We start from the raw sequence: 23,266 nt of genomic DNA, 5'->3' as shown, positions 1-23,266 counted from the left end.
GAGTATCTTTAGATCACGACTGGAGGCCGCAGGACTCCCGGCGGTGTTGCCAACGTTCGCGGCCATCACCGGCGTTCCAGCCTCCGCCGAGGCGCCTGACGGCGCCAGTCGCGATGGGAACTCGGAGCGCCGAACCGAGCGCTCCAACAGCTGCTTTCTTCACCGATGGTAACTACCCCTAAAGGGAAGCCGACGCCGGGCTGCCAGCCTTGCGCTTCACCCCCGGCATCCACTTCATGCATTTTTCCCCGCGCTTGAGTCGGCGCTCGACGAACTGTCGGGTGCGGTGTTGGCCATCACTGCAATCGCGGGACCAGACGGCAAGGGTGGCCAGGAACAGGCTGGTCAGTGCCAGCTCCTCGACCTGAGCCCGCCGGGTTCCGTAGCGCGCCTCGAGCTGCGCCGCCTCGCGCAGCCATTGGACGGTGCGCGACAGGTCGAATGCCATGGGGACCCAGGTATGCAGATGCGGCAGGTGGGCCTTGGTCCGTAGCATCTGTACGGTGACCCGACGATGGGCGGAGAAGGCGTCCAACCAAGCCAGCAAACTGTGCTCGATGCGAACTCGCTCGGGCCAATCCTCGAAGGTGTCCGGTTTTTTGGCGAGCATCGCCTGCAGTCCCCGCTGGAACCAGGCATTGGCCACGGCATCCAAGTCACGAAACCGGGTCAGCACCAGTGACACTGGCAGCTCGAGGGCACGGGCCACTTCCGTCAGGCGTACCGCTTCCCAGCCTCGTTCCTCGGCCTGTCGAACGGCCTCATCCACCACCTGGTCGATATATGAGCTACCGGTGGTCGAGGAATCGTGTATGGCAATCATGGACATCGCGCAATCTCCCAGCCTGCGTTCCTGGCCTCAGCATAGACCACCAGCTTGAGCATGGACTATCAACATAGACCACCGGGGCATGAAGCAGGGAACACTGCCGCAAGGAGCAAACGGTGGCCACAGGGCATCGTCACAGGGCATTACCGCAGGCCACCCCCGAGGACCAGGCCCACTGGAAATTGTGGCCACCTAGCTCTCCGGTAACGTCGAGCACCTCACCGATGAAGCGTAGCTGGGGCAGCCCGTCCACGGCAAAACTCTTCGAGGAGATCGCCTGGGTATCCACGCCGCCCATGGTCACCTCTGCGGTACGCCAGCCTTCAGTGCCCGCCGGCTTGATCCGCCAGCGATTGAGGTGCCCCTGCCACGCCTCGATGCGCGCATTCGAGAGATCGGCCAGGGTCGGGTCCTCGCCGTGCCATTCGCCCAAGGACTGCGCCAACCGCTTGGGCAGGCGCTCGCTCAGCCAGGTGGACAGCTGGCGCCTGGGGTTCTGCCGCCGAGCGGCTATCAGGGCTGCTCCGACGTCGATGCCTGGTAGCAGGTCGATCTCCAGTTCATCGCCAGGCAGCCAGTAGCTGGAAATCTGCAGCATGCCCGGCCCGGAGAGGCCCCGATGGGTGAACAGCAGTGGCTCGCGATAGCGTTGCTCGCGCCCCGGCCCCTGTCGCTGACCATCGCGCAGTACACTGACCGCCACGTCGCAGGCCACGCCCGAGAGTGCCGCAACTCGCTCCTTCCACTGCGACGTCAGGGTAAACGGCACCAGCGCCGGGCGAGTGTCGGCGACCGCCAGGCCGAACTGCCGGGCGATGTCGTAGCCGAAGCCGGTCGCCCCCATGGTGGGAATCGACAGCCCACCGCAGGCCACTACCACCGCACCGGTCTCGATGCGTCCCAGTGACGTCAACACCTGCATGCCCTCCCCCAACCGCTCAACCCTCTCCACCGAGCACTGCAGGCGAATATCGACCCCTGCCCAGTCGCACTCGGTGAGCAAAACCCGCAGGATCTCCTTGGCGGAATCGGCGCAGAACAGCTGTCCCGGGGCCTTTTCCACATAGTCGACCCCATGCCGCTCGACCAGCGCCACGAAGTGCTCGGGCCGGTAACGCTTCAGCGCCGAGATACAGAAATGCGGGTTGCCGGAGAAAAAATTGGCCGGCGTGGAGGCCAGGTTGGTGAAGTTGCAGCGCCCTCCACCGGACATGAGGATTTTCTTGCCGGCCTTGTTTGCATGGTCGACGACCAGCACACGTCGCCCGCCGTAGCCGGCGGTCAGCGCACACATCAACCCGGCGGCACCCGCCCCGATCACCACCACGTCATAGCTCATGTGCTCATGTCTCCAGGCCACTGCTGTCAGGGCACGCATTGTAACAGGGATGCCCGGGCTTCCTCCCGGATCGGGCTTTTCACTTTCCAAAGTCAATTTGGCGGTCTAGGCTAAACAAGCGCAGCAACAAACTGAAACATTGCATCGAACATTACATTCCAAAACAAAGGAAGTTTTTTCCAGCTGGCTTAGGGACCGTATGAGAAGTCAGCCAGCAATGGCCAGACAAGGCAAAAATCAGCGCAAAGGCGGAGTTTACTCGTGTAAATGAATACTTTGAGTTGATTTTCAACAACGTATAACCGAGCGCAGAGAGTTTTCGGACAATGCCTAACGCCTTAGAGAGAATTCTGAGCGTGAAGGCTTGTCATGTAAAATAATCTGCTGTTGAAATGAATGCTTTAAAAGAATCAAAAAAACTCATTGAAAAAAACAGCATATACATATGGATGAGCTGCGTGCGAGACAGCAGGGGGAGCCATGATTGTCCATGAATACGTACTTATCGTTGTTCGAAACGTTCAAGGGCAGACCGACAGTGACTTTCACCACGCCTTGAAACAGGAAGGTTATCGCACCGAGATTGTTGTCGCCGGCCAGGACCCCGTCCCTATCATGCAGAACAGGCCACCCGTTGCTGTCTGCTTTCAGTTTGATTATCCGGATTTTTCTGGCCTTACCAGCCTACGTGAAGCCAAACAGGCCGTTCCCTCCGTCCCCTTGCTGATGATCACTCAAGCTCATTCCGAACACCTTGCCGTATGGGCCTTCCGCGCCAGGGTATGGGACTATCTGGTACAACCTTTCGATATGCAGCGGTTTCTTGAGGTGATGGCCAAGCTATACAGCGTGCGCTTGCCGGGCAAGACCATCAATGCCGGTACCCCGCCCCAAAGGAGCAAGCCGCAGGAAAGGGAAGTGGTGGAAATCAACAACAGCATTCCTCACGAAGCCCGGCTGCACTGTTCGGCGGCAGGCGATGAACAGGCCCGCCTGCAGCGCGCCCTCTCCTTTATCGATCAGAACCTGCACCGCAAGATCGTCCAGCAGGAAGTAGCGGCACTTTGCGAACTGAGTGCTTTCCAGTTCAGTCGCTTCTTCAAACGACTGACCGGGATTACCTTTCAGGAGTACCTGCTTCACCGTCGCATCAATGAGGCCATGCGGCTGCTGGCCAATCCCAAGGTGTCCATCACCGACGTCTGCTTTACCGTGGGCTTTCGCGACCACTCCTATTTTACCCGCACCTTTCAGCGCTATGTGGGGAAACCCCCGTCGCGTTACCGGCTCGAAGCCACTCAGTCCCAACCCCCCATTGCCAATACTACAACGATGACGGCCAATAGCGACGAAGCCTCGATTATCCCACCCTTGCCGACATTGCCCGACCCCTTCAAGCCCATCGATTCATAAGCCGTCGCGCCACATTGCAGACTTGCAGGCAGCGTGCATCGCAAAGGGCCCCACGACGGGGCCCTTCGAAGGGAGCGCGAAGCCAGGAACGCAGCGATCAATCCACCAATACCGGTATTCGCGCCAGGATGCCGTAGTTCTCGCCACCTGTCTGGCCCTTGGGTTCGTGATAGTCGCAACTCGGCAGGAAATAGATGCTCTGCCTCCGCCAGTCGGCCGGATCATCGTTCTGGTTCTGCAGCGAAAGGTGATCGACGAAGCTGTCCCAGCGCTCTTCACCTGAGCTATCGCTGGTAATCACATCTTCTTCACCCGGCCAGTCGCCCGGCCACTCGACGTCCTCGGAATCCGGCGCCAGGCTCATCTCGTAGGGGGCATATTGGTCGATCTGGCTCAGGGGTTGATTATGGTTGACCATCCAGACGATATGCACGGTGACCGCACCGACCAGGCGATTGCTGGGCGCAACGCCATCCTCGCAGTCGATCACCGGCAGGGTCAGGGTCCAGGTGATCTTCTTGTCGGTGGCCTCCACCCAGCAGTTGTAGAGCGCGGTGAAGGCCGACTGCACCTGGCCGTTGTTGGTGGCGATATCCTCGCCGTAGTGCATCTCGTTGGGGTTGCCGTCACCACACACCAGATCCCTGAGCTCGTTGGCGTTGGTGGCGCCGCTGGTATCATGCTCGAAATTGGTCCAGCCGCCGGTCTTGTCGCCGTCGGGAACGAAGCGCCCCACATCGCAGGAGTAGTCGCCATCCGGGTTCAGCAGCGCCTCCTTGCAAAGCGCAATCGGCTGGTCCACATCTTCCGGATTCAGTTTTCCGGTAAACCCGATATAGGCCACCGAGCGTGCCGTGACGTCATAGCCCTCGAAGCCAAAGATGCGCCCGAAGAAGGCCTCCACCTGTGTTCTAACCTGTCTCTCTGTCTTCTCTTGTCGGGTAACCACCACCTCCACCGCGTTGATAAAGGGATTGAGGTCAAAAGGATCATATTGGTCCAGCTCCGCCGTCGACTTCTCGGACAGATTCACTGGCTCTAGGGAATCATTTGAATTAAATTTTCGTTCTGAAAAACTCCAGTGGCCGCGTCGAGCACTAATCACCTCCTCTATTTCATCTTCGTTTATCTCTATTGAAGAGCTTTTCATATAATTCATATAATTAGATTTGGCAGCATCGGTGGCCACTTGGTTGGCGCCGGGATTGACCGAGCTTCCGTCCGCCGTATAGAGCATCCTGGCGCCCGCCAGGGAGCCGGCATCGGCGGCATTGTGCAACTCATTGCGGGCAACGAAAAGGTTGCCAACATCAATTGCTAGCGCTGTGAAGCCCACCAGGATGAAAAGAGACACCGTGACCAGCACAACCGAAACACCACGCTGCCGATGCGCTGTACCGTAGCGACGATGAGTAGGGTTATCACGTTGTAGGTTCATGGCTATTCCGCTCTCATAGTAGTAACCGCTGACAACTCGATAAGCTCTCCCAGCGTGCCGACAAAGCCCGGAAGCAGCAGGAACCGGTAGGGGTAATCCACCGTAACGACGACGTCGCTGCCGGGCGACATGTCGGGATCGGAACGCGTGATGCTGATATCCATGTCGGCCGGGCCACCCAGTGAGATCAGGTACTGCTCCGCATAGTTGCGAACCGCCTCTTCGATGGCGGCATTCTCGGCAGCGATATCCCTGGGGTTCGGCCGAAAAAGAATGCCCGTCCGCGCCCCTTCCCTGCTAGCATTCGTCAACACTGCCTTATCATACAACGCCACACTGAACTCAATAATGCCGAAGAGTATGGTGAAGAGCAGTACCGCCGAGATGGCAAACTCGACAACTTCTGCCCCTTGCTGCTTGTGTAGTGAGCGCACCCTTTTCATGGCCACTCTCCCCTCTCAAATGCGCTAGTTGGCCGCCTGGTTGCCATTACGCCGCAGCAGGCTATCGAGATTGCGGGCGTTCTCACTGGCGGTCACGTAATAGGCCGGCGATAGCCGCATGGCCTCCTCGAAGAAGCCCATGGCGTCCTGGTAACGGCCCTCGAGCATCGAGATATAGCCGATATCGTTATAGGCCTTGGCGCGGTCGCCGTTGCCGTTGCGGGACACCGCCTCGATGGCGGTCTCATGGTCGCCCTCCCTTGCGTAGACCAGCCCCAGGTTGCGCCAGGCCAGCTCGTAGTTGGGATTGGCACTCACCGCGGCGCGCAGTGACTGGCGTGCGCCCGGCAAGTCGCCGGCCAGGTAGCGTGAATAGCCCAGGTTGTTGAGCACCAGCGGCGTGCCGGGGCTCGCCGACAGTGCCTTTTCGAAGTGGCTCCCGGCCAGGCTGTGCTCGCCACGGATGTCGGCGATCACGCCCAGGGCGTTGTGCGCCTGCCAGGGAGAGTTGCGCCCGTTGGCGATGGGCGCCAAGTGGCGTTCTGCACCGTCGTAGTCGCGTTGCTGCAACAGCAGGACACCCAGCGCCGTGCCGGCGCCCACGTGGCTCGGCTCGATCTCGAGCGCCCAGCGATAGGCATTCTGGGCCAGGTCGTTGTTGCCGCGCCCGTGGTGAATGATACCGACCCGATAGAGCGGATCGGCCTGGGGCCTACGCTCCATGCGCAGGCCGCGCAGGTACTCGAACAGGGCCCGGTCGGCGTCGCCGGCGCGCAGCGCCGCCTCGCCGTTGCGGTAGGCCTCCTCCGGCGAGGCCACCGGAAACGCCGTGCTGTACTCCACCGAGGAGCCGCCATCCCCCAGCGGACCGTAGAGGTCTGAGTTCATTCCTCCCAGCTGCTGTTGATTGGTGGATGCGCAACCGCTTAGCCCCAGGGTCAGCAACAACGCCACACAGCCTGACTTGTTCATTCTGGTCATCATGACGACAGCTCCTTCGTTTCATGGTCAGTCACGCCAGTGGCCGACCCTTGATCACAAGCCCTGACGGGAAAACGCGGCGATGACCCCCAGAATCGGCGGTCCCAGTGTTACCAGCAGAAAGCTCGGCAGGATGCAGAAAATCAGCGGGAAGAGCATCTTGGTGCTGACCTTGGCGGCTCGCTCCTCGGCCTGCTGGGTACGCTTGTCGCGCAGCTCCACGGCAAAGAGCCGCAGGGTCATGGCGATGCTGGTGCCGAAGCGCATGCTCTGCAGCAGGGTGGTGACCAGCCCGCGGACATCGTCCACGCCGGTGCGCTCCTCCAGGTCGCGCAGGGCCGCCTTGTTGTCCATGCCTGCGCGGGTCTGCAGGGTGTAGAGATGCAGCTCGTCGGCCAGCTCCGGGTGGCTGATCTCCAGGTCCCGGGCCACTCGCTGAATGGCCGCCCCCAGCCCCAGGCCCGCCTCGCTGCATACCACCAGCAGGTCCAGGGCGTCGGGTAGCCCACGGCTCAGCGCACGTGTACGACGCTTGATGGCCCGCGCCAGCCAGAAGCGCGGCAGCAGGTAGCCAATCACCGCCAGACAAGCAATCAGCAAGGCGCCGATGTTCAGCGGAATGCGCAGGAAGGGCAGCACCATCAGCATCAGCAAGGGGGGCACAGCCGTCAGCAGCAGGCGCACCCCAAAGAAGATATTCACCGCCCCCGGCGAGCGCTTGCCAGCGCGGCGCATGTCGCGGGCGATACGGCTTCTGGCCGCCTCCTCGCTGGGCACCAGCTTTTCGCCCATGGGGCCCAGCCATTCCCGAAACCCCGACTCCGAACTCGCGGTACCGTCAGCGCCGCTCGCTTCGAGACGGCGCAGGCGGCGGCGCAGTGGATCGGAAACCCCCATCACCACCATTGACAAGGCGAGCAGGAGGGTAAAGATCGCCAGCCCCAGCAAGGCAGCAAAGCCCAGCTGCGCCGCTGCGGGGTCATTGATCAGTTCGTTAAGGGGCTGCAACCACGCCAGAATAGTGTCCATCTCGCGCTCTCCTTACACTTCGATGCGCACGATCTTGCGCAGCCACAGAATGCCAATGATCACCATCACGAAGGCCACCACGACAAGCTGCCGGCCAATGGGATCCTCGGTGAGCATCGGGATGAAGTCCGGGTTGATCAGCATAAGAATTCCGCCCAGGAAAAAGGGCAGCAGCGAGAGGATCCAGCCGGCCATGCGTCCCTCCGCCGAAAGCGTGCGAACCTTGCGCTGGAAGCGGAAGCGATCGCGCACCACCGCCGCCAGGTTGTCGAGCAGCTCGGCCAGGTTGCCGCCGGTCTCCTTCTGGATCAGCACCGAGGTGACGAAGATCATCACCGTCACGCTCTGCACTCGCCGTAGCAGGCCGAGCAAGGCGCCGCGCACATCACCGCCGTAGTTGATCTCCATGAAGGTGATGCGAAATTCGCCGGCGATGGGCTCGGCCAGCTCCTCGGCCACCAGGTGCATGGCGTCGCTGAAGGGGTGACCGGCACGCAGCGCCCGCCCCATGATGATCAGGGCATCCGGCAGCTGCTCCTCGAAGCGAGCCAGGCGCCGCTTGCGGGCCCGCGTCAGGCGCACAAACGGGAACGCCGCCACGCCGGCGCCAAGCAACAGACCGAGCGTGGGCTGAGGCAGCAGCAGATAGCCCGACACCCCACTGATTCCACCCAGGCAGACTGAGTAGAGCACCACCCGATAGGCCGGCGTTTCCTGGCCGGCCTGCTCGATGAGCTGATGCACCCGCGCCATGCCCGGCAGCTTTTCCAGGGCCCGCTCCAGCGGTGAAAGCTTGCGCAGGTACCTGCTCTGAATCAGCGATACACTGCCATGCTGCCCCTCGCCGGAGATCGCCCGAAGTCGCTTCTTGAGCCGCTTCTGGGCCTGGCGGTTCTCGCCGAAGGCGGGCACCAGGAAGCTCTGCATCAGCAGGAAGACCGCGATGGCGATCATGCCGATGACGATCACCTCATCGGAGAGCTGGATATTCAGGCTGGTCAGTTCCATGGCCGTTGCGCCCCCACGCCCTGGAAGATCTCCAGGCCCGGGTCGAGCCCGCGGCGCTTGAGATAATCATGGAAGCCGGGCACCACCCCGGTGGCCACGTAGCGGCCGAGCACCTTGCCCTCGGCATCCATGCCCTCGCGCTCGAAGCGGAAGATCTCCGACATGGTGATGATCTCGCCCTCCTGGCCGTTGACCTCCTGCACGCTGACCAGGCGACGCACGCCGTCCTCCTGGCGCTCGATCTGCACCACCACGTCGATGGCCGAGGCGATCTGCGAGCGCAGCGCCTGGGCCGGCAGCTGGTAGCCGCTCATGGCCACCATGTTCTCGATGCGGGTCAGGGCGTCCCGGGGGGTGTTGGCGTGGATGGTGGTCAACGAGCCGTCGTGACCGGTGTTCATGGCCTGCAGCATGTCGAAGGCCTCGCCCCCGCGCACCTCACCGACCACGATACGATCGGGACGCATGCGCAGGCTGTTGCGCACCAGGTCGCGCTGGCTTATCTCGCCCTTGCCCTCGATATTGGGCGGCCGAGTCTCCAGGCGGCCCACGTGGGGCTGCTGCAGCTGCAGCTCCGCGGAGTCCTCGATGGTGACGATACGCTCGTCAGGGGGAATGAACCCCGACAGCACGTTGAGCAGGGTGGTCTTGCCGGCGCCCGTACCGCCGGAGACCAGCACGTTGAGCCGCCCCTTGACCACCTTTTCCAGCAGCCGGGCGATTTCGGGCGAAATGCTGCCATACTCCACCAGGCTGTCGACGCCAAGCCGCTCCACCGCGAAACGGCGAATGGAGAGCATGGGGCCGTCGATGGCCAGCGGCGGAATCACCGCGTTGACCCGCGAGCCGTCCTTGAGTCGCGCGTCCACCATGGGCGAGGACTCGTCGATGCGCCGCCCGACGCTGGAGACGATGCGATCGATGATGGTCATCAGGTGCGCATCGCTGTCGAAGCACAGCAGGGTCTGTTCCAGCTTGCCGCGGCGCTCCACATAGATGGGGTTGGTGCCGTTGACCAGGATATCCGATACCGTCTTGTCGGCCAGCAGGGTCTCCAGGGGGCCCAGCCCCAGCACCTCGTCCTGCAGCTCGGTAACAATGCGCTGGCGCATGGCGACGTTGAACGGCAGGGTCTCCTTGCTCATCAGCGACTCGCACACCTGCTGCACCTGCAGCCGAGCCTCCCGCTCCTCCAGGGTGCTGAGCAGGGTCAGGTCCATCACCTTGACCAGCTGGCGGAACAGCCGCTGCTTGTACTCCTGTTCCGCCTGGGAAAGCTGGCCGGCGCCACGCCCCGCCCAGGCCGAACGCGCCTCCCCCTCTCCGCCGAGTGCCATCCGTTCACGCAGGTTCATAGCCGTTCTCCTGATGAATGATCCGTAATGACGCCATCTTGGTAACAATCTCCCTTGTGGGAGGTCGGCTCCGCCGGCGGTTCGACGCTTCGACGAAGGCGCCGTAGGCGTCATTACCCATCGTTCAATGTCTCCCCGGCAGCGCCCAGCCCAGCAGCGAGCGCTTCCTGGTCTGGGCCGTGCCGGCAGCGGGCGCCTCCAGCGATTCGGCCAGCGCGGCAAGCTGCCGGGTCAGCGGCGCCTTGGGGGCGATATCGTGGAGCGGGCTGCCCACGTTGATGCTGTGGCAGGCGCGCTTGAAGTCGTTGGGCAGCGTCTGCAGCGACAGGCCCGGCAGGGCATCCTCGATCGCCGCGAGACTCACGTCATTGCGCTTGTCGTAGCGGTTGACCACCACCTCGATACGCGACGCAAGCATGCCCAGTTCGTGAACGAGAATATCGCGCAGGCGCTGGGCATCATGCAGGTGGGCCACGCTCTGCTGCATTACCACCAGCACCTTGTCGGCCCGCTCCAGCACGCTGGCGGTAGCGCCGTTGATCCAGCGCGGCAGGTCGACCACTATCTCCTCGTGGCCCTGGCAGAGCACTGCCAGCAGCTGTTCGACCCGGGTCTCCGGCACTTCGCCGAGGCCAAAGCGGTCTTCCGGCGATGAGGCCAGCAGAGCCAGACCGCTGGCGTGGGGCTGCAGGTAGGCCTCCAGCGCCAGGGCATCCAGGCTGTCGGCCGATTCCAGCGCCCGCACCAGGCCATGGTCCGGGATCACATTGAAGTAGAGCGGCAGGGAGCCGAACTGCACGTCGAGATCCACCAGCACGGTATCCCGCTCCTGCCGGGCCAGGCAGTGGGCCAGGTTGGCGGCCACCAGGCTGGCCCCGGAGCCCCCCTTGGCATTGATCACCGCCGTCACCCGTGCGGCGCGGGTCGGGTCGTCGCGCCGGTTCCGGGCCAGCTCGCGCAGGAAGTGGAAGATCTCGGCATCGTCGATGGGCGGCGAGAAGAAGTCCCGGGCCCCGGCGCGCATGGCCAGGCGAATCAGCTCCACGTTTCCCTTGGGCCCCACCACCAGCAGGGGTGGGCGTTCCGCCGCCGGTCGCTCGCAAAGGGCCATCAGTTCCGCCTCCCAGTGGGTGCCCACCAGCAGCACCAGGGCATCGGGCAGGGGTGCCACCCCTTCCAGGGGATCGACGTTGCCGTTGATCATCAAGCGAGAGGTGACCTGGATATCGCCCTGGCTGCTCAGCAGCGACTCCAGGGCATCCAGTTCGTCACGGGTTCTTCCCGCCAGCAATATCTCGAGCCGTTTACGCATTGCGCCACCTGCTTGTCATTGAAAGTCCCTGATTGCCGTGTGTCCTGCCGTCGGTGGGTGGGCCTCTCAGGGCAGTGAACTCGGGGCCTGGCTGCCACCGGGCGCCTGGCGATAGAGGCGCATGGCCTCTGCCGCCTTGGCACCGTGTAGCGGCGGCACCGGATCGCCAGGCTCATAGGTCTGCAGCGCCTTGGTATGCTGCACGCTCTCGCCATAGGGCGGCAGGTCGGCTCCCGGCTGGGGGGCCATGCAGCCCGCCAGAAGCGTGGCAAAGAGCAGCAGCGCCACGGCAAGCCATGGACGCCCCTCGAGAAACCGCCGGGCCGACAGAGCACGGTGGGTGGTATCAAGCCTGCCTGCACTGGATCGTTGTAAAGGAAACATGGACGCGCCCCCTGTTGATAAGTCGCCAAGGCGATAAAGGTCAGAGATCATGACCGAAGCGGCCTTCGGTGCCGCCATCGGGGCGGCTGGACATCAGCTCCAGGTCGAAGCTGCTCGGCCGCCGGCGCGGGTTGTCGCCACTTTCCTCCAGAGACCGAAAGCTGCCCAGCAGGTAGAACTCCAGGTCGCTGGGCGGCACGAAGGAGCCGGTGGGCAGGCGCACCTGCTCCGGGGCAAAGGAGCGCGCCAGCCGCGGGGTGACGAAGATCACCAGCTCGGTCTGCTCCTTGATGAACTCCTGGCTCCTGAACAGCACCCCCAGTACCGGCAGTTCGCCGAGGCCGGGCATCTTGGAGACGTTCTCACGCAGGTTCTCGTTGAGCATGCCGGCGATGGCGATCGTCTGGCCGTTGGCCAGTTCCACCGTGGAGCTGGCGCTACGCTTGGCCAGCGCCGGGACGAAGAACTGGGTACTCACCCCGCTGCCCACCCCCACCTGCAGGCTGTTGACCGGTACCAGGTCGGAGACCGAGACATCCACCTTGAGATTGATGGTGCCGGAATCCAGCACCGTGGGCAGGAAGCCCAGTCCCACGCCAAACTCCTTGTGCTCGATGGCCACCTGGCCGTTTCCCTGGGGTACGGGAATCGGAAACTCGCCACCGGCCAGGAACTGAGCCGGCTGGCCGGTCAGCGTGGTCAGGTTAGGCTCGGCCAGGATCTTGGCCACGCCTTCACGGCTGGCGGCGTCCAGCACCAGGTTGAGCAGGTAGTCGCCGCGCTGGTAGCTGGCGAAGATGCCGGTATCGGCGATGGTGGCGGTGGCCGGCGCGAACTCGGTGACCGCTGGGCCAACGGGGGTGCCACCGCCAAATACCGGGATACGTCCTCCACCTAGACCCTCAAAAACAGCATCCGGAAAACTGGCGCCGCCACTGACCGCGCCGGCGCGGAATGCCGAGGAGCCGACATTGAAGACGTTGAAGTTGGCCTCCAGGCGCTTGACCAGGGAGCGGGAGACCTCGGCCACCTTGACGTCGAGCATGACCTGCTGGGCGCCGCCCACCTGCATCAGGTTGAGCACCGCATCCTCGCCACCGGCGAAGCGGTTGGCCAGGCGCAGGGCGGTCTCCAGCCGTTCGGCGCTGGAGAGCTGTCCGCTCAGCACGATGCCATCCTGGGCCGAGCGCACCTGGATGTTCTCGCCGGGCAGCAGCTGGTGCAGGTTGCTCTTGAGCGTCTCCAGGTCGTGGGTCACCGTGACATTGAGCGCACCCTCGACCCGCTCTCCCTGATCCCACAGCACCACGTTGGTGGTGCCGGTGGACTTGCCCAGCACATAGAGCTGGCGCGAGCCCATCACCACGATGTCGGCGATTTCGGGGTTGCCCACCGAGACCACCCGCACCGCCCGGGGAAATTCCAGCACCTGGCCCTTGTTGATGGCCACCGCCACCGCGACCGAGCGCCCCTCCAGGGGCATGGAGACATTGCGCGGCGTGCCGCGGTCCTGGGCCGCCAGTTGTGCCGCCGAGCCCAGGGCCAGCAACGCCACCAGGGCCGCCGCCAGCCACTTGAGCAGCAGTACCGCCGCCGGCCCGCAGGGCCATTGGCGCCGTATCAGGTGGTGCCCCTGGGCCAGCCATTGAGTCTGTCTGCTCATGTCGATTCTCCCTTGCTCGTGATCCAACCCTGGGGGCTCGGCCGCCGTTGGCGGTGCGCCCTCAGTTGCGCACGTTCACCGTGCTGATCTGGGTGCCGCGAATGACGTTGACCTGGCGCTGCACCGGGGCCGCGGGTGCCGGCGCCGGCCTGGCTTGTTGCCGCGGCTGGATTTCCGGCAGGTTCAGCACCGAGCGCTGGGCCGTCATCACGTCATTCTCGTCCTCCTTATCCAGGGGGTTGCGCAGGGTGAGCTGCACCTTGCCCTCCTGGGTGGCCTGGACCAGGGTTTCGGCCTGGCGCGGGTCCACCTCGAGGGTGACCGCGCGCACGATTACCGGCCCGTCACGCTCCTGGGAGGCGATCTGGTCCACCGCCAGCACCTTGATGTTGCGCAGGATCGTTTCCGACGCGACGCTGTTGCGGTTGCCATTGTTGTTGCGCTGGGTGGAAACCACGTCGACCCGGTTGCCGGGCAGCAGGAAGCCCGCCACGCCCACCACATCGTCCACCCGCACGCTCATGGCACGTTTGCCGTGGTCCAGCAGCGCCGCCAGGGCACTGCCGCCCAAGTGCTCGGCTACTCGCCCCTCGTGGAGGATCTCGCCGGAATAGATCACCTGGTTGCTGACCCGACCCACCACACTGTCGAAGTCGTTGAAACTTCCCGGCGGCACCGAATCGGGGGGCAGCTTCATTACCTTGAGGTCGGACGCCTGAACCGTGGTACCAAAGGGAATCTGCATCGCCGCCACCACCACCTGGCTGGTCTCGGCCAGGGCGTCTCGCTCGCCCCCCTGCTCCTGCATCCAGTTCATGGCCACCAGGGCGGCGCCCAGGGCCATGAAGAGTGAAATCGCGAACATCGCGAAGATACCTTTGCGTTTCATGATCCTTCCCTCCCATGCACGGCAGCGTCACCGTCGGTGAAATCGCCGAAGTAGGTTTGCCAGGCCCAGTTCAGGGTCTCGCGGTCAGGGGTGGTGTCACCCCGATAGCTCAACTGGTCCAGCGCCAGGCTCAGCAGGTCCCGGGGATGGCAGGCCAGCAGCGGCACCCCATGGCGGGCATGCAGCTCGTCGATCACGAAATCGACCAGCGCCTCTTCAAACGGCAGCCCCTGCGCCTGGCACTGCTGGGCCCAGATGGCCCGGTAGGCCTCCGGGGCCAGGGGTGAGAAGCGGATCTTGTAGCCGATGCGGCGAAGAAAGGCGGCATCGGCCAGGGAGAGCGGGTCGAGGTTGGTGGAGAAGACCAGGGCCACATCGAAGGGGACGCTGAAGTGGTAGCCGTTGGAGAGGGCCAAGAAGTCGCGGCGCTCTTCCAATGGCACGATCCAGCGGTTGAACAGCTCGGTGGGCGACATGCGCTGGCGGCCCAGGTCGTCGATCACCAGCATGCCGTTGTTGGCCAGTAGCTGGACGGGTGCCTGATGGATATGGGTTGCCATATCGTACTGGATCTCCAGGCGCTCCATGGTCAGCTCGCCGCCGGTGACCACGCAGGGCCGCCGGCAGCGCACGTAGCGCGGGTCGTGGCCCTGGCCCAGGAAGAGCCGCGAGGAGGACGCCGCCTGGGCGGGGTCCTCCAGCGAATGATGTACGGCGGGGTCGAAGCAGCGCACCGCCTTGCCCCCGACCTGGATGGCGTGGGGAATCAGCACCTCGCCCTCCAGCAGCCGCACCAGGCGCCGGGCGATATAGCTCTTGCCGGTGCCCGCCTCGCCATGGATGAACATGGCCCGGCCGGAGTGCAGGCCGGGGCCCAGCTGGTCGAGCAGGCCCGGGTCGATCACCGTATCGGCGAAGGCCGCCATCACCGTGTCGCGCTGAATGGCCACGTCAGAGAGCGCCTGGGCCTTCACCCGGGCGCTGTAGGCCTCCAGGGTAACCGGCGCCATGCCGCTGTAGCCATCGCGGTTGAACGCCTCCAGCGCCGAGGCACGGCCGCGGTCGGTCAGCCCGAAGCGCAGCGCCCCCCCATCGCCCTGGCCCCGCACCTCGACCCGCCCCTCGTCGCGCAGGAAGCGGCACACCTCCTCCACCACGCTGCCGGCCAGCGCGCTCTCGCGGCTGAGCTGGTGCAGGTCCAGCACGCCCTGCTCGAAGAGCTGCTTGACCAGCAGGTCGCCCAGGTAGAGCACCGATAGCCCCGTTTCCGCCACCGTGCCGGGGCGCGGCGCGCGTCGTGCAGCCGCCTGGCCGTGGCTGACATCGTCAAGGGGGGGGGCTTCCGGGAGCATGATCGGCCTCACTTTTTCAGCGTAACGTTTGGTTAACGAGTGGCCTGACAATGGCCGCTTGGTTCGTGTTCTTGTTCTTGTTTGCCCACTAGCCCAGCGGCCATTGCCAGATCATCCATCCTGTCGTACCCAGTGCAATTGCCACCGCAAAGGGAAATTTTCGACCCATCACCTCGCCTTGTTCCGGCTTGATATAAATCGGCTTTCCCGTCACGACCAGCGTCTTCGTCATCAATCCATAGCGCGCCATTGGCGAAGCCGTCTGGCGAAACAGCACGGCAAACAGGAGATAGCCAATGGCGATCAGCGAGCCCGCCAGAATACTGGCTAATGCGGCCTGGTACGCCCCCAACGGCCCCAGGAAAGTGCCCACCGCCGCCATCAGCTTGGCATCGCCGGCGCCGGTAAAGCCCAGCAGGTAGCCGGGCATAAATACCGCCAGGCCCACCAGCAATCCGTAGCTGGCGGCCAGGAAACCGCTCGAGCCTGGCAGCATTCCCTGCAGTAGCAACCCGGTAGCGGCCCCGGCCAGAATAAGGTTATTGGGAATTCTACGCTGAAAAAAATCCCAAACTGAAGAAAGAGATAACATAGCCAGACATATTAAATATAAACCCAAATTTTCCATGTCATCACCTTTCTCTGAGGAAATTTAAACCCAACGCCGACCTCCTTGTCAGCGTCAGATACCACTTACTCTATGGTGTTTAGTCACCACCACCGCCAATAGATCCAGGATCATCCAAGGCACCAGTAATTGTGGCAAAAGCAGTAGCTATAGAATCACCAAGAGCGGCATAACCAGCCAAGAATGCCGCCACAATTAGTGCACACACCAGCACCCATTCCACGACCTCAGCACCTTCCTCGTCCTTCCAGAAACGCTCGATACCCTGCATCAGCTTGCTCATGATTGCTTCTCCGTCTGTTTGTCATTCAAGCCTGCTGTTGTCGGAAACCGGCGCCTCTTGCCCCGGCTCTCGGAGGTCAGCATCGTCGTTACCAAGTGTTAATGCTTGAAGAATCTTGCAGGAGACTAGGAGTATCTTGCAGTGGCTTGAAGAATGCTGAAGGAGTGTGCCGAAAGCAGCGTCGTGTGGGCTGGAGGGGCTGGAAGCAGGCGGCAGAAACGAGGCCAATGGCGTATCGCTTTTCTTCTTGCGAAATTTATGTACAATTTATGTACAATTAAAGTCACTAAGCAAATGTCACTGCGTGGAACTTGTGAATTGTTGTCACACTTCCACCAAGCCGCGTGGCTAGTATTATCAGCGGTGCCCCAAGGGATTGGGGCGTCTCTCAGTCATGCATCGTTCGTTACGCCACAAGAGCCCCGATGAACACGATTTCACGCCTCAAGCCCCCCACGTGGCGCGACACTGTGTTGTTGCTGCTGTCGTTATTGCTGCTATCCCTCGCCCTGCTTTTCCTGAGCCTGCCGCTTGCCGCCCAGGAGCGCACTGCGGTGATCGCTTCCCGCGTGACGCTGGAGCCCTGGTCCGACCCCCTCGAGGCATTGGGTACCCTGCGCGCCGACGAAAGCGTCACCCTCTCCGCCACCGTTACCGAGATCGTTGCCGAGCTCAATTTCAGCGATGGTGAGCTGGTGGAAGCCGGCCAGCTGTTGATCCGCCTGGAGGATGGCGAGCAGCAAGCGCAGCTGCGTGCCGCCCAGGCCCAGCGCGACGAACGACGCAGTGCGGTCAATCGGCTCACCCAGCTGCAGGAGCGCAACATGGCGCCGCGGGCCGACGTAGAAGACAGCCAGGCACGGCTGCGCCAGGTGGAAGCCGAGATCCAGGGGCTGGAGGCGCGCCTGACCAACTACCGGCTGCGCGCGCCCTTCGACGGCCGCGTGGGCTTTCGCAACATCAGCGTGGGCAGCCTGGTCACCCCCGGCACCCAGTTGGTGACCCTGGACAAGAGCGACGTGATGAAGCTCGACTTCAACGTGCCCGAGGTCTTTCTGGCGATCCTCGAGCCCGGCCTGCCGCTGACCGCGCATAGCGCGGCCTTTCCCGACGCTGTCTTCGAGGGCGAGGTGGCCAGCGTCGGGTCGCGGGTCGACCCGGTCAGCCGCAGCGTCAGCGTTCGCGCCGAGCTGGCCAATTCCGAGCTTAGGCTGCGCCCGGGCATGCTGATGGAGGTCGTGGTTCAGCGCAGCCCCCGGCAGGCCGTGGTGGCGCCCGAATCGGTACTCGTTCCCAGCGGTGACCGGCAGTATGTGATGGTGATCGATGAATCCGATGGCAACCGGCTAGAGCGCCGTCGGGTCACCGTGGGAGAACGCCGCACCGGTCAGGTGGAGATACTCGAAGGCCTCGCCGAGGGTGAGCTGGTGGTCAACCACGGGCTGCAACGAGCCCGGGAGGGCGACAGCGTGAGGCTGCTGGGCATCACCGACGACGAGGCCACGATTCGCCAGATCCTCAAGCAGAGCCGCAGTGAGGAAAGCACCTGATGCGGCTCTCCGATCTCTCCGTCCAGCGCCCGGTGATGGCCACGGTACTGGCGCTTCTGATCGTCGCCTTTGGCCTGCTGGCCATGCAACGACTGCCGCTGCAGGAGTATCCCTCCATCGACCCGCCGGTAGTCAGCATCGATACCCGCTACGCCGGTGCCTCGGCCAGCGTGGTGGAGACCCGGATCACCCAACTGCTGGAAGACCGCATCGCCGGGGTCGAGGGCATCCAGCTGATCACCTCCTCCAGCCAGGATGGCCGTTCGCGGATCAATATCGAGTTTCGCCTGGACATGGATATCGATGCCGCCGCCAACGACGTACGCGACCGTATCTCCGGCGCCCTGCGCAACCTGCCCGATGAAGCCGACCCGCCGGAAGTGCAAAAGGCCGATTCCAGCGAGGAAGTGGTACTGTGGCTCTCGCTCTCCGGCGACGATTACACGATTCCCGAACTCACCGACTATGCCAACCGCTATCTGGTGGACGGGTTCTCGGTACAGCCCGGCGTGGCGCGGGTTCGCGTGGGAGGCGGACGGGAGTACGCCATGCGGGTGTGGCTCGACCGCAACGCACTTGCGGCCCGCAACCTCACCGTGGGCGATGTGGAAAGCGCCCTGCGTGCCGAGAACGTGGAACTGCCGGCCGGGTCGATCGAGTCCCGCGACCGGCAGTTCATGGTCCGCCTGCCGCGCAGCTTCAATCAGCCCGATGATTTCGAACGCCTGGCGCTGACCCAGAGCCCCGATGGCTACCTGGTGCGCCTGGGCGATGTGGCGCGGGTGGAAATCGGTTCGGTGGAGGATCGCTCGATTTTCCGTGCCAACGGCGTGCCGATGGTGGGCCTGGGGATCATGAAACAGTCCACCGCCAACGTGCTGGAGGTCTCCGAGGGCGTACATGCGGAACTGGCGCGGGTACAGGACAGCCTGCCGCAAGGCATGTCGCTCGCCCTCAACTACGATGCCTCGGTCTTCGTTTCTGGTGCCATTCAACAGGTGGTGGTCACGCTGTTCATCGCCATGGGTCTGGTCGTCGTGGTGATTTTCCTGTTCCTCGGCAATGTGCGCACCACCCTGATCCCCGCGGTAACGGTGCCGGTGGCCATGGTCGGTGCCTTCATGGCGCTGGCTCTGATGGGTTTCTCGATCAATCTGTTGACACTGCTCGCCCTGGTACTGGCCATCGGCCTGATCGTCGATGACGCCATCGTGGTGCTGGAGAACATTCACCGGCGCATGCACGACTACGGCGAGACCCCGCTGGTGGCGGCCTTTCGCGGCACCCGCCAGATCGCCTTTGCGGTCATTGCCACCACTCTGGTGCTGATCGCCGTGTTCGTGCCGCTGGGCTTCCTGCAGGGCAACATCGGCCGGCTGTTCACCGAATTCGCCTTGACCATGGCCGCCGCCGTGGCCATCTCCAGCGTACTGGCACTTTCCCTGACCCCGATGCTGGCCTCGAAGATTCTCAAGCCTTCGATGCACGAGGGCCGCATCGCCCTCGCCGTACAGTGGCTGCTGGAGTTTACCCAGCGGATCTATCGCACCCTGCTGGTCTGGATGCTCAAGGCCCGTGCCGCGGTGCTGGCGGTGTTCGTGGCGCTGATCGCCGCTACCGTCTGGCTCGCCAACCTGCTGCCCAGTGAGTACACCCCGCAGGAGGATCGCGGCAGCTTCATCATCCTGGTCAACGGCCCGGAAGGCGCCACCTTCGATTACATCATGGACTACATGGATGAGATCGAGATCCGACTCGAGCCCATGCTGGAGAGCGGTGAACTCGAGCGCGTGGTGGTGCGTGCCCCGCGCGGCTTCGGCAACATCGAGAATTTCAACAACGGCTTCGCCATCATCAGCATGGCCCCCTGGGGCGAGCGTCGCGATGCCTGGTCGATCATGGGTGAAGTGCGCCAGGAACTGGCCGACCTGCCCGGCGTGCAGGCCTTCCCGGTGATGCGCCAGGGCTTCGGCCAGCGCATCAGCAAGCCGGTGTCGTTCGTGCTGGGCGGCGGTACCTATGAAGAGCTGGCCGTGTGGCGCGACACCCTGATGGATCATATCCGCGAGGACAACCCGAGGCTGATCGGGCTGGACAGCGACTATCGCGAGACTCAGCCGCAGCTGCGCGTTGATATCGACTATACCCGCGCGGCCGACCTGGGCGTCACCGTCACCGAGATCGGCCGTACCCTCGAGGTGCTGCTGGGTGGACGCAACGTGACGCGCTATCTAGACGGCGGCCAGGAATACAATGTCATCGTCGAGGGCGACCGGGGCAGCCAGGCCAGCCCCCGCGCGCTGGACAACATCCAGGTGCGCTCGGCGCGCTCGGGCGAGCTGATCCCCCTGGCCAGCCTGGTGAGCTTTTCTGATTTTGCCGGTGCCAGCACGCTGAACCGCTTCAATCGCCTGCGTGCCATCACCATCGAAGCCAACCTGGCCGACGACTACTCCCTGGGGGAAGCCCTGGCGTACCTGGAAGCCGCCACCGCCGAGGTACTACCCGGGCAGGCCCAGACCGATGTCAGCGGGGCCTCCCGCGACTTCCGCCAGGCCAGCGGTGCCACCACCTTCCTGCTGATCCTGGGTGCGCTGGTGGTATTCCTGGTAATGGCGGCCCAGTTCGAGAGCTTCATCCACCCCTTCGTGATCATGCTCACGGTGCCTTTGGCCATGAGCGGCGCCATGCTGGGGCTGTTCGTCACCGGCCAGTCGCTCAACATCTACAGCCAGGTAGGCTTGGTGATGCTGATCGGCCTGGCGACCAAGAACGGTATCCTGATCGTGGAGTTCGCCAACCAGCTGCGCGACGAGGGCCTGGCCTTCCGCGACGCCCTGCTCGACGCCGCGGTGACGCGCCTGCGGCCGATCCTGATGACCGCGGTGACCACCATGGCCGGCTCCATTCCGCTGATCGTCTCCAGCGGGGCCGGCGCCGAGTCGCGCATGGTGATCGGCACGGTGATCCTCTCCGGCGTCGCCGCCGCCACCCTGTTCACCCTGTTCGTGGTACCGGTGGCCTACGACCTGCTGGCGCGCCATACCGGCTCCCCCGGCGACGTGAAACGCCGCCTGGAAGCGGAGATGACCGCCGGCACGGCCGCCCAAAACGACGGAGCCCACGGCCAGGACGTAACCCACAGCCAGAAGACATGAACGACGAAGGCCACCCTTGTGGTGGCCTTCGTGTTTCTCGCTGCTGTCAGCCGCTCAGCAGTTGCCGAGGCGCTCGCCTTCGATAGTTGTGTTCATGGTCATTTCGCCCATCGGCGAGTCGGTCTGGATAGTGACGCTGCCTTCCACGCGCTCGCCCAGAAAGTCCATCCGGCCGTCGATATCGGCCTGGCCACCATCGGCGTGACAGACCATCTTGTAATCGACACCATCTGCGGACACGTTGTGATCCAGCAGCTCACACCCTTCTTCCACTTCGAGGAACTGGAAATCGGCATCATCGAGATCACCCTGCACGATGCACTCCTGGTGGCTTTCGGTCTGGTCCGGAATCGGCATGTCGCCTTCGACCGAGGTGGTGCTGGTGAATTGCCACTGGCCGGGTACGATATTGGGCGATTCTGCCATGGCGGTCAGCGGCAGCATCAGCACGGTGGCGGCAAGCAAGGATCGAAAGGGCATGAAGACTCTCCGGTGTTTTAATGAAGGGCGGTTGCGGAAGACAGGCCTCTGGTATCCGACATAGCTTACCCCAGACAGGGAGCCGGTGGGAAAACCGAACGATGTGCCATCATGTATCGTAGATGCAGGAGAGCTGCTCCGCTTGCAACTCCACCACCGGCTGCGGCCTGCCGAAAAGGTAGCCCTGGAAGGCTTCGCAGCCGTGGTCCCGGAGCCATTGGTGCTGCGCCTCGGTCTCCACGCCTTCGGCGGTCACGTCGAGGCCAAGGCTCGCCGCCAGGGTGATGGTGGCCTGGACGATCGCGGCATCCACCGAATCGTCGAGCACGCCGTTGACGAAGGATTGGTCGATCTTCAACTCGTCCAGCGGCAACCGCTTGAGATAGTTCAGCGAAGAGTAGCCGGTACCGAAGTCGTCCAGGGCGAAACGGATACCGAGCCGATTGAGTCGCAGCATGATAGTGCGTACCCGCTGATGATCATCCATCAACAGGCTTTCCGTCACCTCCAGCGTCAGCCGATGAGGGTTGGCAGCCGTCTCCTCGAGTATCTGCTGCAGTCTCGCCACGAAATCCGGCTGGTGGAACTGCACGGAACTGACGTTGACGGCAATGCTCAACCTTTCCCGCTCCGGTTCCTGCGCCCAGGCAGCCAACTGCCGGCATGCGGTTTCGAGGACCCAGTAGCCGATCGGCAGAATCATCCGATTCTTTTCCGCCAGGGGAATGAACATGCCGGGCGACACCATGCCACGCTGGGGATGCTCCCAGCGAATCAGCGCCTCGACCCCAGTGACGCGGGTCCGGGCGTCGACCTGCACCTGGTAATGCAGGCGAAATTCATTTCGAGCCAGCGCATGATGCAGGTCGGCTTCTAGGTGGACGCGCGCCATCACCGTGGCCTGCATCGTGTGACTGAAGAAGCGTAACGCGTTGCCTCCCGCCCCCTTGGCCTGTTGCAGTGCCATGTCGGCCTGCTGCATGGCAGTCTCCACGCAGATCTCGCCGTTGGCAAACAGCGTGACACCGATGCTGCCGGTAATCGGCAGTGTCAAGGGTAGGGCCTGCTCCTGCTGGGCTTCCCGAATGCGAGTCAACAGCTTTTCTGCCACACGCTCGGCAGCATGCGCCGCCTGCTCCTGATCGGCAGCCAGGTCGTGAATCAGCAAGACGAACTCATCGCCACCCAAGCGCGCCAGGGTGTCGCTCTCCCGCACTCCACTGGAAAGATGCTCGGCGACATGGCGCAGTAGATGATCACCCTGATAGAGCCCCTGGGTGTCGTTGACCAGTTTGAAATTATCCAGATCGATGAACATCAGCGCCGCATGGCGATCCGTGCGCCGGGAACCCTTGACCACCATTTCCAGTCGATCGAGCATCAGGCGCCTGTTGGGTAGGCCGGTCAACGGATCATAGAAGGTCAGGCGATGATTGCTCTCCTGGACGGCATGGCACTCGGTGGCATCCTTGGAAATACCGCACGGCAAATAGACCATGTCATCTGAATCATTGGCCAGCTTTACCCTGACGGCCAGCGAGTCGGCGCAGTCCCGAGCCGCTGTGCGACGGGTCCACAAGGCACCACCCACTGCCGCCAATGCCATGGACGCAATGGCTACGAGGGCGAGCACTGCCCATCCCATGGCAGGCATCGACGCCGAACCTTCCACGCTGCCAGCCGCTGGCAACGACAGCCCGGCCAGCATCCCTGCGAGCGCATACCGTCGAAC

General features: G+C 63.3%; 20 protein-coding genes. 3 read left to right on the top strand and 17 right to left on the bottom strand.

What is annotated here, in order from left to right; genetic code table 11:
- Window positions 1-178 precede the first annotated feature (178 nt).
- Together DU490_RS08075 and DU490_RS08070 are read right to left on the bottom strand one after the other, a co-directional pair.
- Entirely contained in the window at window positions 179-829 is a 651-nt protein-coding gene (locus DU490_RS08075) for a TetR/AcrR family transcriptional regulator (protein WP_114573802.1), read from the bottom strand.
- A 133-nt stretch (window positions 830-962) separates the two neighbouring features.
- On the bottom strand, window positions 963-2,168 hold the full coding sequence (locus DU490_RS08070; protein WP_114573801.1) for an NAD(P)/FAD-dependent oxidoreductase: 1,206 nt from the start codon (window positions 2,166-2,168) through the stop codon (window positions 963-965).
- Window positions 2,169-2,648: 480 nt separating this feature from the next.
- Between DU490_RS08070 and DU490_RS08065 the strand changes: the two genes are divergently transcribed.
- On the top strand, window positions 2,649-3,581 hold the full coding sequence (locus tag DU490_RS08065; RefSeq protein ID WP_114573800.1) for a DNA-binding response regulator: 933 nt from the start codon (window positions 2,649-2,651) through the stop codon (window positions 3,579-3,581).
- A 97-nt stretch (window positions 3,582-3,678) separates the two neighbouring features.
- Here DU490_RS08065 and DU490_RS08060 read toward each other — a convergent pair whose 3' ends face one another.
- The 13 genes from DU490_RS08060 to DU490_RS08000 form a co-directional block, all read right to left on the bottom strand.
- Window positions 3,679-5,019, bottom strand: coding sequence for a pilus assembly protein TadG-related protein (locus DU490_RS08060; protein ID WP_114573799.1), 1,341 nt, complete (start codon window positions 5,017-5,019; stop codon window positions 3,679-3,681).
- Between the two features lie 2 nt (window positions 5,020-5,021).
- On the bottom strand, window positions 5,022-5,462 hold the full coding sequence (locus DU490_RS08055; protein ID WP_114573798.1) for a TadE/TadG family type IV pilus assembly protein: 441 nt from the start codon (window positions 5,460-5,462) through the stop codon (window positions 5,022-5,024).
- 24 nt (window positions 5,463-5,486) lie between these two features.
- On the bottom strand, window positions 5,487-6,446 hold the full coding sequence (locus DU490_RS08050; protein ID WP_258801488.1) for a lipopolysaccharide assembly protein LapB: 960 nt from the start codon (window positions 6,444-6,446) through the stop codon (window positions 5,487-5,489).
- 51 nt (window positions 6,447-6,497) lie between these two features.
- The gene (locus DU490_RS08045; protein WP_114573797.1) at window positions 6,498-7,472 is read right to left on the bottom strand and encodes a type II secretion system F family protein; all 975 of its coding nucleotides are present in this window, start codon (window positions 7,470-7,472) and stop codon (window positions 6,498-6,500) included.
- Window positions 7,473-7,484: 12 nt separating this feature from the next.
- A complete protein-coding gene (locus DU490_RS08040; protein ID WP_114573796.1) occupies window positions 7,485-8,480 on the bottom strand; it encodes a type II secretion system F family protein in 996 nt (331 codons plus the stop codon).
- Window positions 8,471-9,835, bottom strand: a complete 1,365-nt coding sequence (locus DU490_RS08035; RefSeq protein ID WP_114573795.1) for a CpaF family protein — start codon at window positions 9,833-9,835, stop codon at window positions 8,471-8,473. The genes DU490_RS08040 and DU490_RS08035 overlap by 10 nt, the downstream gene beginning before the upstream one ends.
- Window positions 9,836-9,959: 124 nt before the next feature.
- Entirely contained in the window at window positions 9,960-11,147 is a 1,188-nt protein-coding gene (locus DU490_RS08030; RefSeq protein ID WP_114573794.1) for an AAA family ATPase, read from the bottom strand.
- Between the two features lie 66 nt (window positions 11,148-11,213).
- Complete coding sequence (locus DU490_RS08025; protein ID WP_147270451.1) at window positions 11,214-11,531, bottom strand: hypothetical protein; 318 nt, start codon at window positions 11,529-11,531, stop codon at window positions 11,214-11,216.
- Between the two features lie 40 nt (window positions 11,532-11,571).
- Window positions 11,572-13,194: a type II and III secretion system protein family protein gene (locus DU490_RS08020; RefSeq protein WP_114573792.1), complete on the bottom strand. Its 1,623-nt coding sequence runs from the start codon at window positions 13,192-13,194 to the stop codon at window positions 11,572-11,574.
- 61 nt (window positions 13,195-13,255) lie between these two features.
- A complete protein-coding gene (cpaB, locus tag DU490_RS08015; RefSeq protein WP_114573791.1) occupies window positions 13,256-14,083 on the bottom strand; it encodes a Flp pilus assembly protein CpaB in 828 nt (275 codons plus the stop codon).
- Window positions 14,080-15,435: an AAA family ATPase gene (locus DU490_RS08010; protein ID WP_114573790.1), complete on the bottom strand. Its 1,356-nt coding sequence runs from the start codon at window positions 15,433-15,435 to the stop codon at window positions 14,080-14,082. Before DU490_RS08010 ends, cpaB begins: the two co-directional genes overlap by 4 nt.
- A gap of 88 nt (window positions 15,436-15,523) precedes the next feature.
- Complete coding sequence (locus tag DU490_RS08005; protein WP_114573789.1) at window positions 15,524-16,063, bottom strand: prepilin peptidase; 540 nt, start codon at window positions 16,061-16,063, stop codon at window positions 15,524-15,526.
- Window positions 16,064-16,142: 79 nt separating this feature from the next.
- Complete coding sequence (locus tag DU490_RS08000) at window positions 16,143-16,346, bottom strand: Flp family type IVb pilin (RefSeq protein WP_114573788.1); 204 nt, start codon at window positions 16,344-16,346, stop codon at window positions 16,143-16,145.
- Window positions 16,347-16,771: 425 nt separating this feature from the next.
- Here DU490_RS08000 and DU490_RS07995 point away from each other — a divergent pair, with 425 nt between their 5' ends.
- Both DU490_RS07995 and DU490_RS07990 read left to right on the top strand, forming a co-directional pair.
- The gene (locus DU490_RS07995; protein WP_114573787.1) at window positions 16,772-17,896 is read left to right on the top strand and encodes an efflux RND transporter periplasmic adaptor subunit; all 1,125 of its coding nucleotides are present in this window, start codon (window positions 16,772-16,774) and stop codon (window positions 17,894-17,896) included.
- Window positions 17,896-21,054, top strand: a complete 3,159-nt coding sequence (locus DU490_RS07990; protein WP_114573786.1) for an efflux RND transporter permease subunit — start codon at window positions 17,896-17,898, stop codon at window positions 21,052-21,054. Before DU490_RS07995 ends, DU490_RS07990 begins: the two co-directional genes overlap by 1 nt.
- A gap of 54 nt (window positions 21,055-21,108) precedes the next feature.
- Here the strand turns inward: DU490_RS07990 and DU490_RS07985 are convergent, their stop codons facing one another.
- The gene (locus tag DU490_RS07985) at window positions 21,109-21,534 is read right to left on the bottom strand and encodes a DUF3617 family protein (RefSeq protein ID WP_114573785.1); all 426 of its coding nucleotides are present in this window, start codon (window positions 21,532-21,534) and stop codon (window positions 21,109-21,111) included.
- Between the two features lie 109 nt (window positions 21,535-21,643).
- Entirely contained in the window at window positions 21,644-23,167 is a 1,524-nt protein-coding gene (locus DU490_RS07980) for a bifunctional diguanylate cyclase/phosphodiesterase (RefSeq protein ID WP_258801484.1), read from the bottom strand.
- Window positions 23,168-23,266 lie beyond the last annotated feature (99 nt).

The organism is Halomonas sp. DQ26W (assembly GCF_003339685.1).
Taxonomy (GTDB): Bacteria; Pseudomonadota; Gammaproteobacteria; order Pseudomonadales; family Halomonadaceae; genus Halomonas.
The sequence above is the reverse complement of the archived record's forward strand: the minus strand, read 5'-3'. Positions and strand labels throughout refer to the sequence as shown.

Coding starts and splice junctions, on each gene's coding strand:
- DU490_RS08075 (WP_114573802.1), bottom strand. CDS start 829: ATGTCCATGATTGCCATACACGATTCCTCGACCACCGGTAGCTCATAT.
- DU490_RS08070 (WP_114573801.1), bottom strand. CDS start 2,168: ATGAGCTATGACGTGGTGGTGATCGGGGCGGGTGCCGCCGGGTTGATG.
- DU490_RS08065 (WP_114573800.1), top strand. CDS start 2,649: ATGATTGTCCATGAATACGTACTTATCGTTGTTCGAAACGTTCAAGGG.
- DU490_RS08060 (WP_114573799.1), bottom strand. CDS start 5,019: ATGAACCTACAACGTGATAACCCTACTCATCGTCGCTACGGTACAGCG.
- DU490_RS08055 (WP_114573798.1), bottom strand. CDS start 5,462: ATGAAAAGGGTGCGCTCACTACACAAGCAGCAAGGGGCAGAAGTTGTC.
- DU490_RS08050 (WP_258801488.1), bottom strand. CDS start 6,446: ATGATGACCAGAATGAACAAGTCAGGCTGTGTGGCGTTGTTGCTGACC.
- DU490_RS08045 (WP_114573797.1), bottom strand. CDS start 7,472: ATGGACACTATTCTGGCGTGGTTGCAGCCCCTTAACGAACTGATCAAT.
- DU490_RS08040 (WP_114573796.1), bottom strand. CDS start 8,480: ATGGAACTGACCAGCCTGAATATCCAGCTCTCCGATGAGGTGATCGTC.
- DU490_RS08035 (WP_114573795.1), bottom strand. CDS start 9,835: ATGAACCTGCGTGAACGGATGGCACTCGGCGGAGAGGGGGAGGCGCGT.
- DU490_RS08030 (WP_114573794.1), bottom strand. CDS start 11,147: ATGCGTAAACGGCTCGAGATATTGCTGGCGGGAAGAACCCGTGACGAA.
- DU490_RS08025 (WP_147270451.1), bottom strand. CDS start 11,531: ATGTTTCCTTTACAACGATCCAGTGCAGGCAGGCTTGATACCACCCAC.
- DU490_RS08020 (WP_114573792.1), bottom strand. CDS start 13,194: ATGAGCAGACAGACTCAATGGCTGGCCCAGGGGCACCACCTGATACGG.
- cpaB (WP_114573791.1), bottom strand. CDS start 14,083: ATGAAACGCAAAGGTATCTTCGCGATGTTCGCGATTTCACTCTTCATG.
- DU490_RS08010 (WP_114573790.1), bottom strand. CDS start 15,435: ATGCTCCCGGAAGCCCCCCCCCTTGACGATGTCAGCCACGGCCAGGCG.
- DU490_RS08005 (WP_114573789.1), bottom strand. CDS start 16,063: ATGGAAAATTTGGGTTTATATTTAATATGTCTGGCTATGTTATCTCTT.
- DU490_RS08000 (WP_114573788.1), bottom strand. CDS start 16,346: ATGAGCAAGCTGATGCAGGGTATCGAGCGTTTCTGGAAGGACGAGGAA.
- DU490_RS07995 (WP_114573787.1), top strand. CDS start 16,772: ATGAACACGATTTCACGCCTCAAGCCCCCCACGTGGCGCGACACTGTG.
- DU490_RS07990 (WP_114573786.1), top strand. CDS start 17,896: ATGCGGCTCTCCGATCTCTCCGTCCAGCGCCCGGTGATGGCCACGGTA.
- DU490_RS07985 (WP_114573785.1), bottom strand. CDS start 21,534: ATGCCCTTTCGATCCTTGCTTGCCGCCACCGTGCTGATGCTGCCGCTG.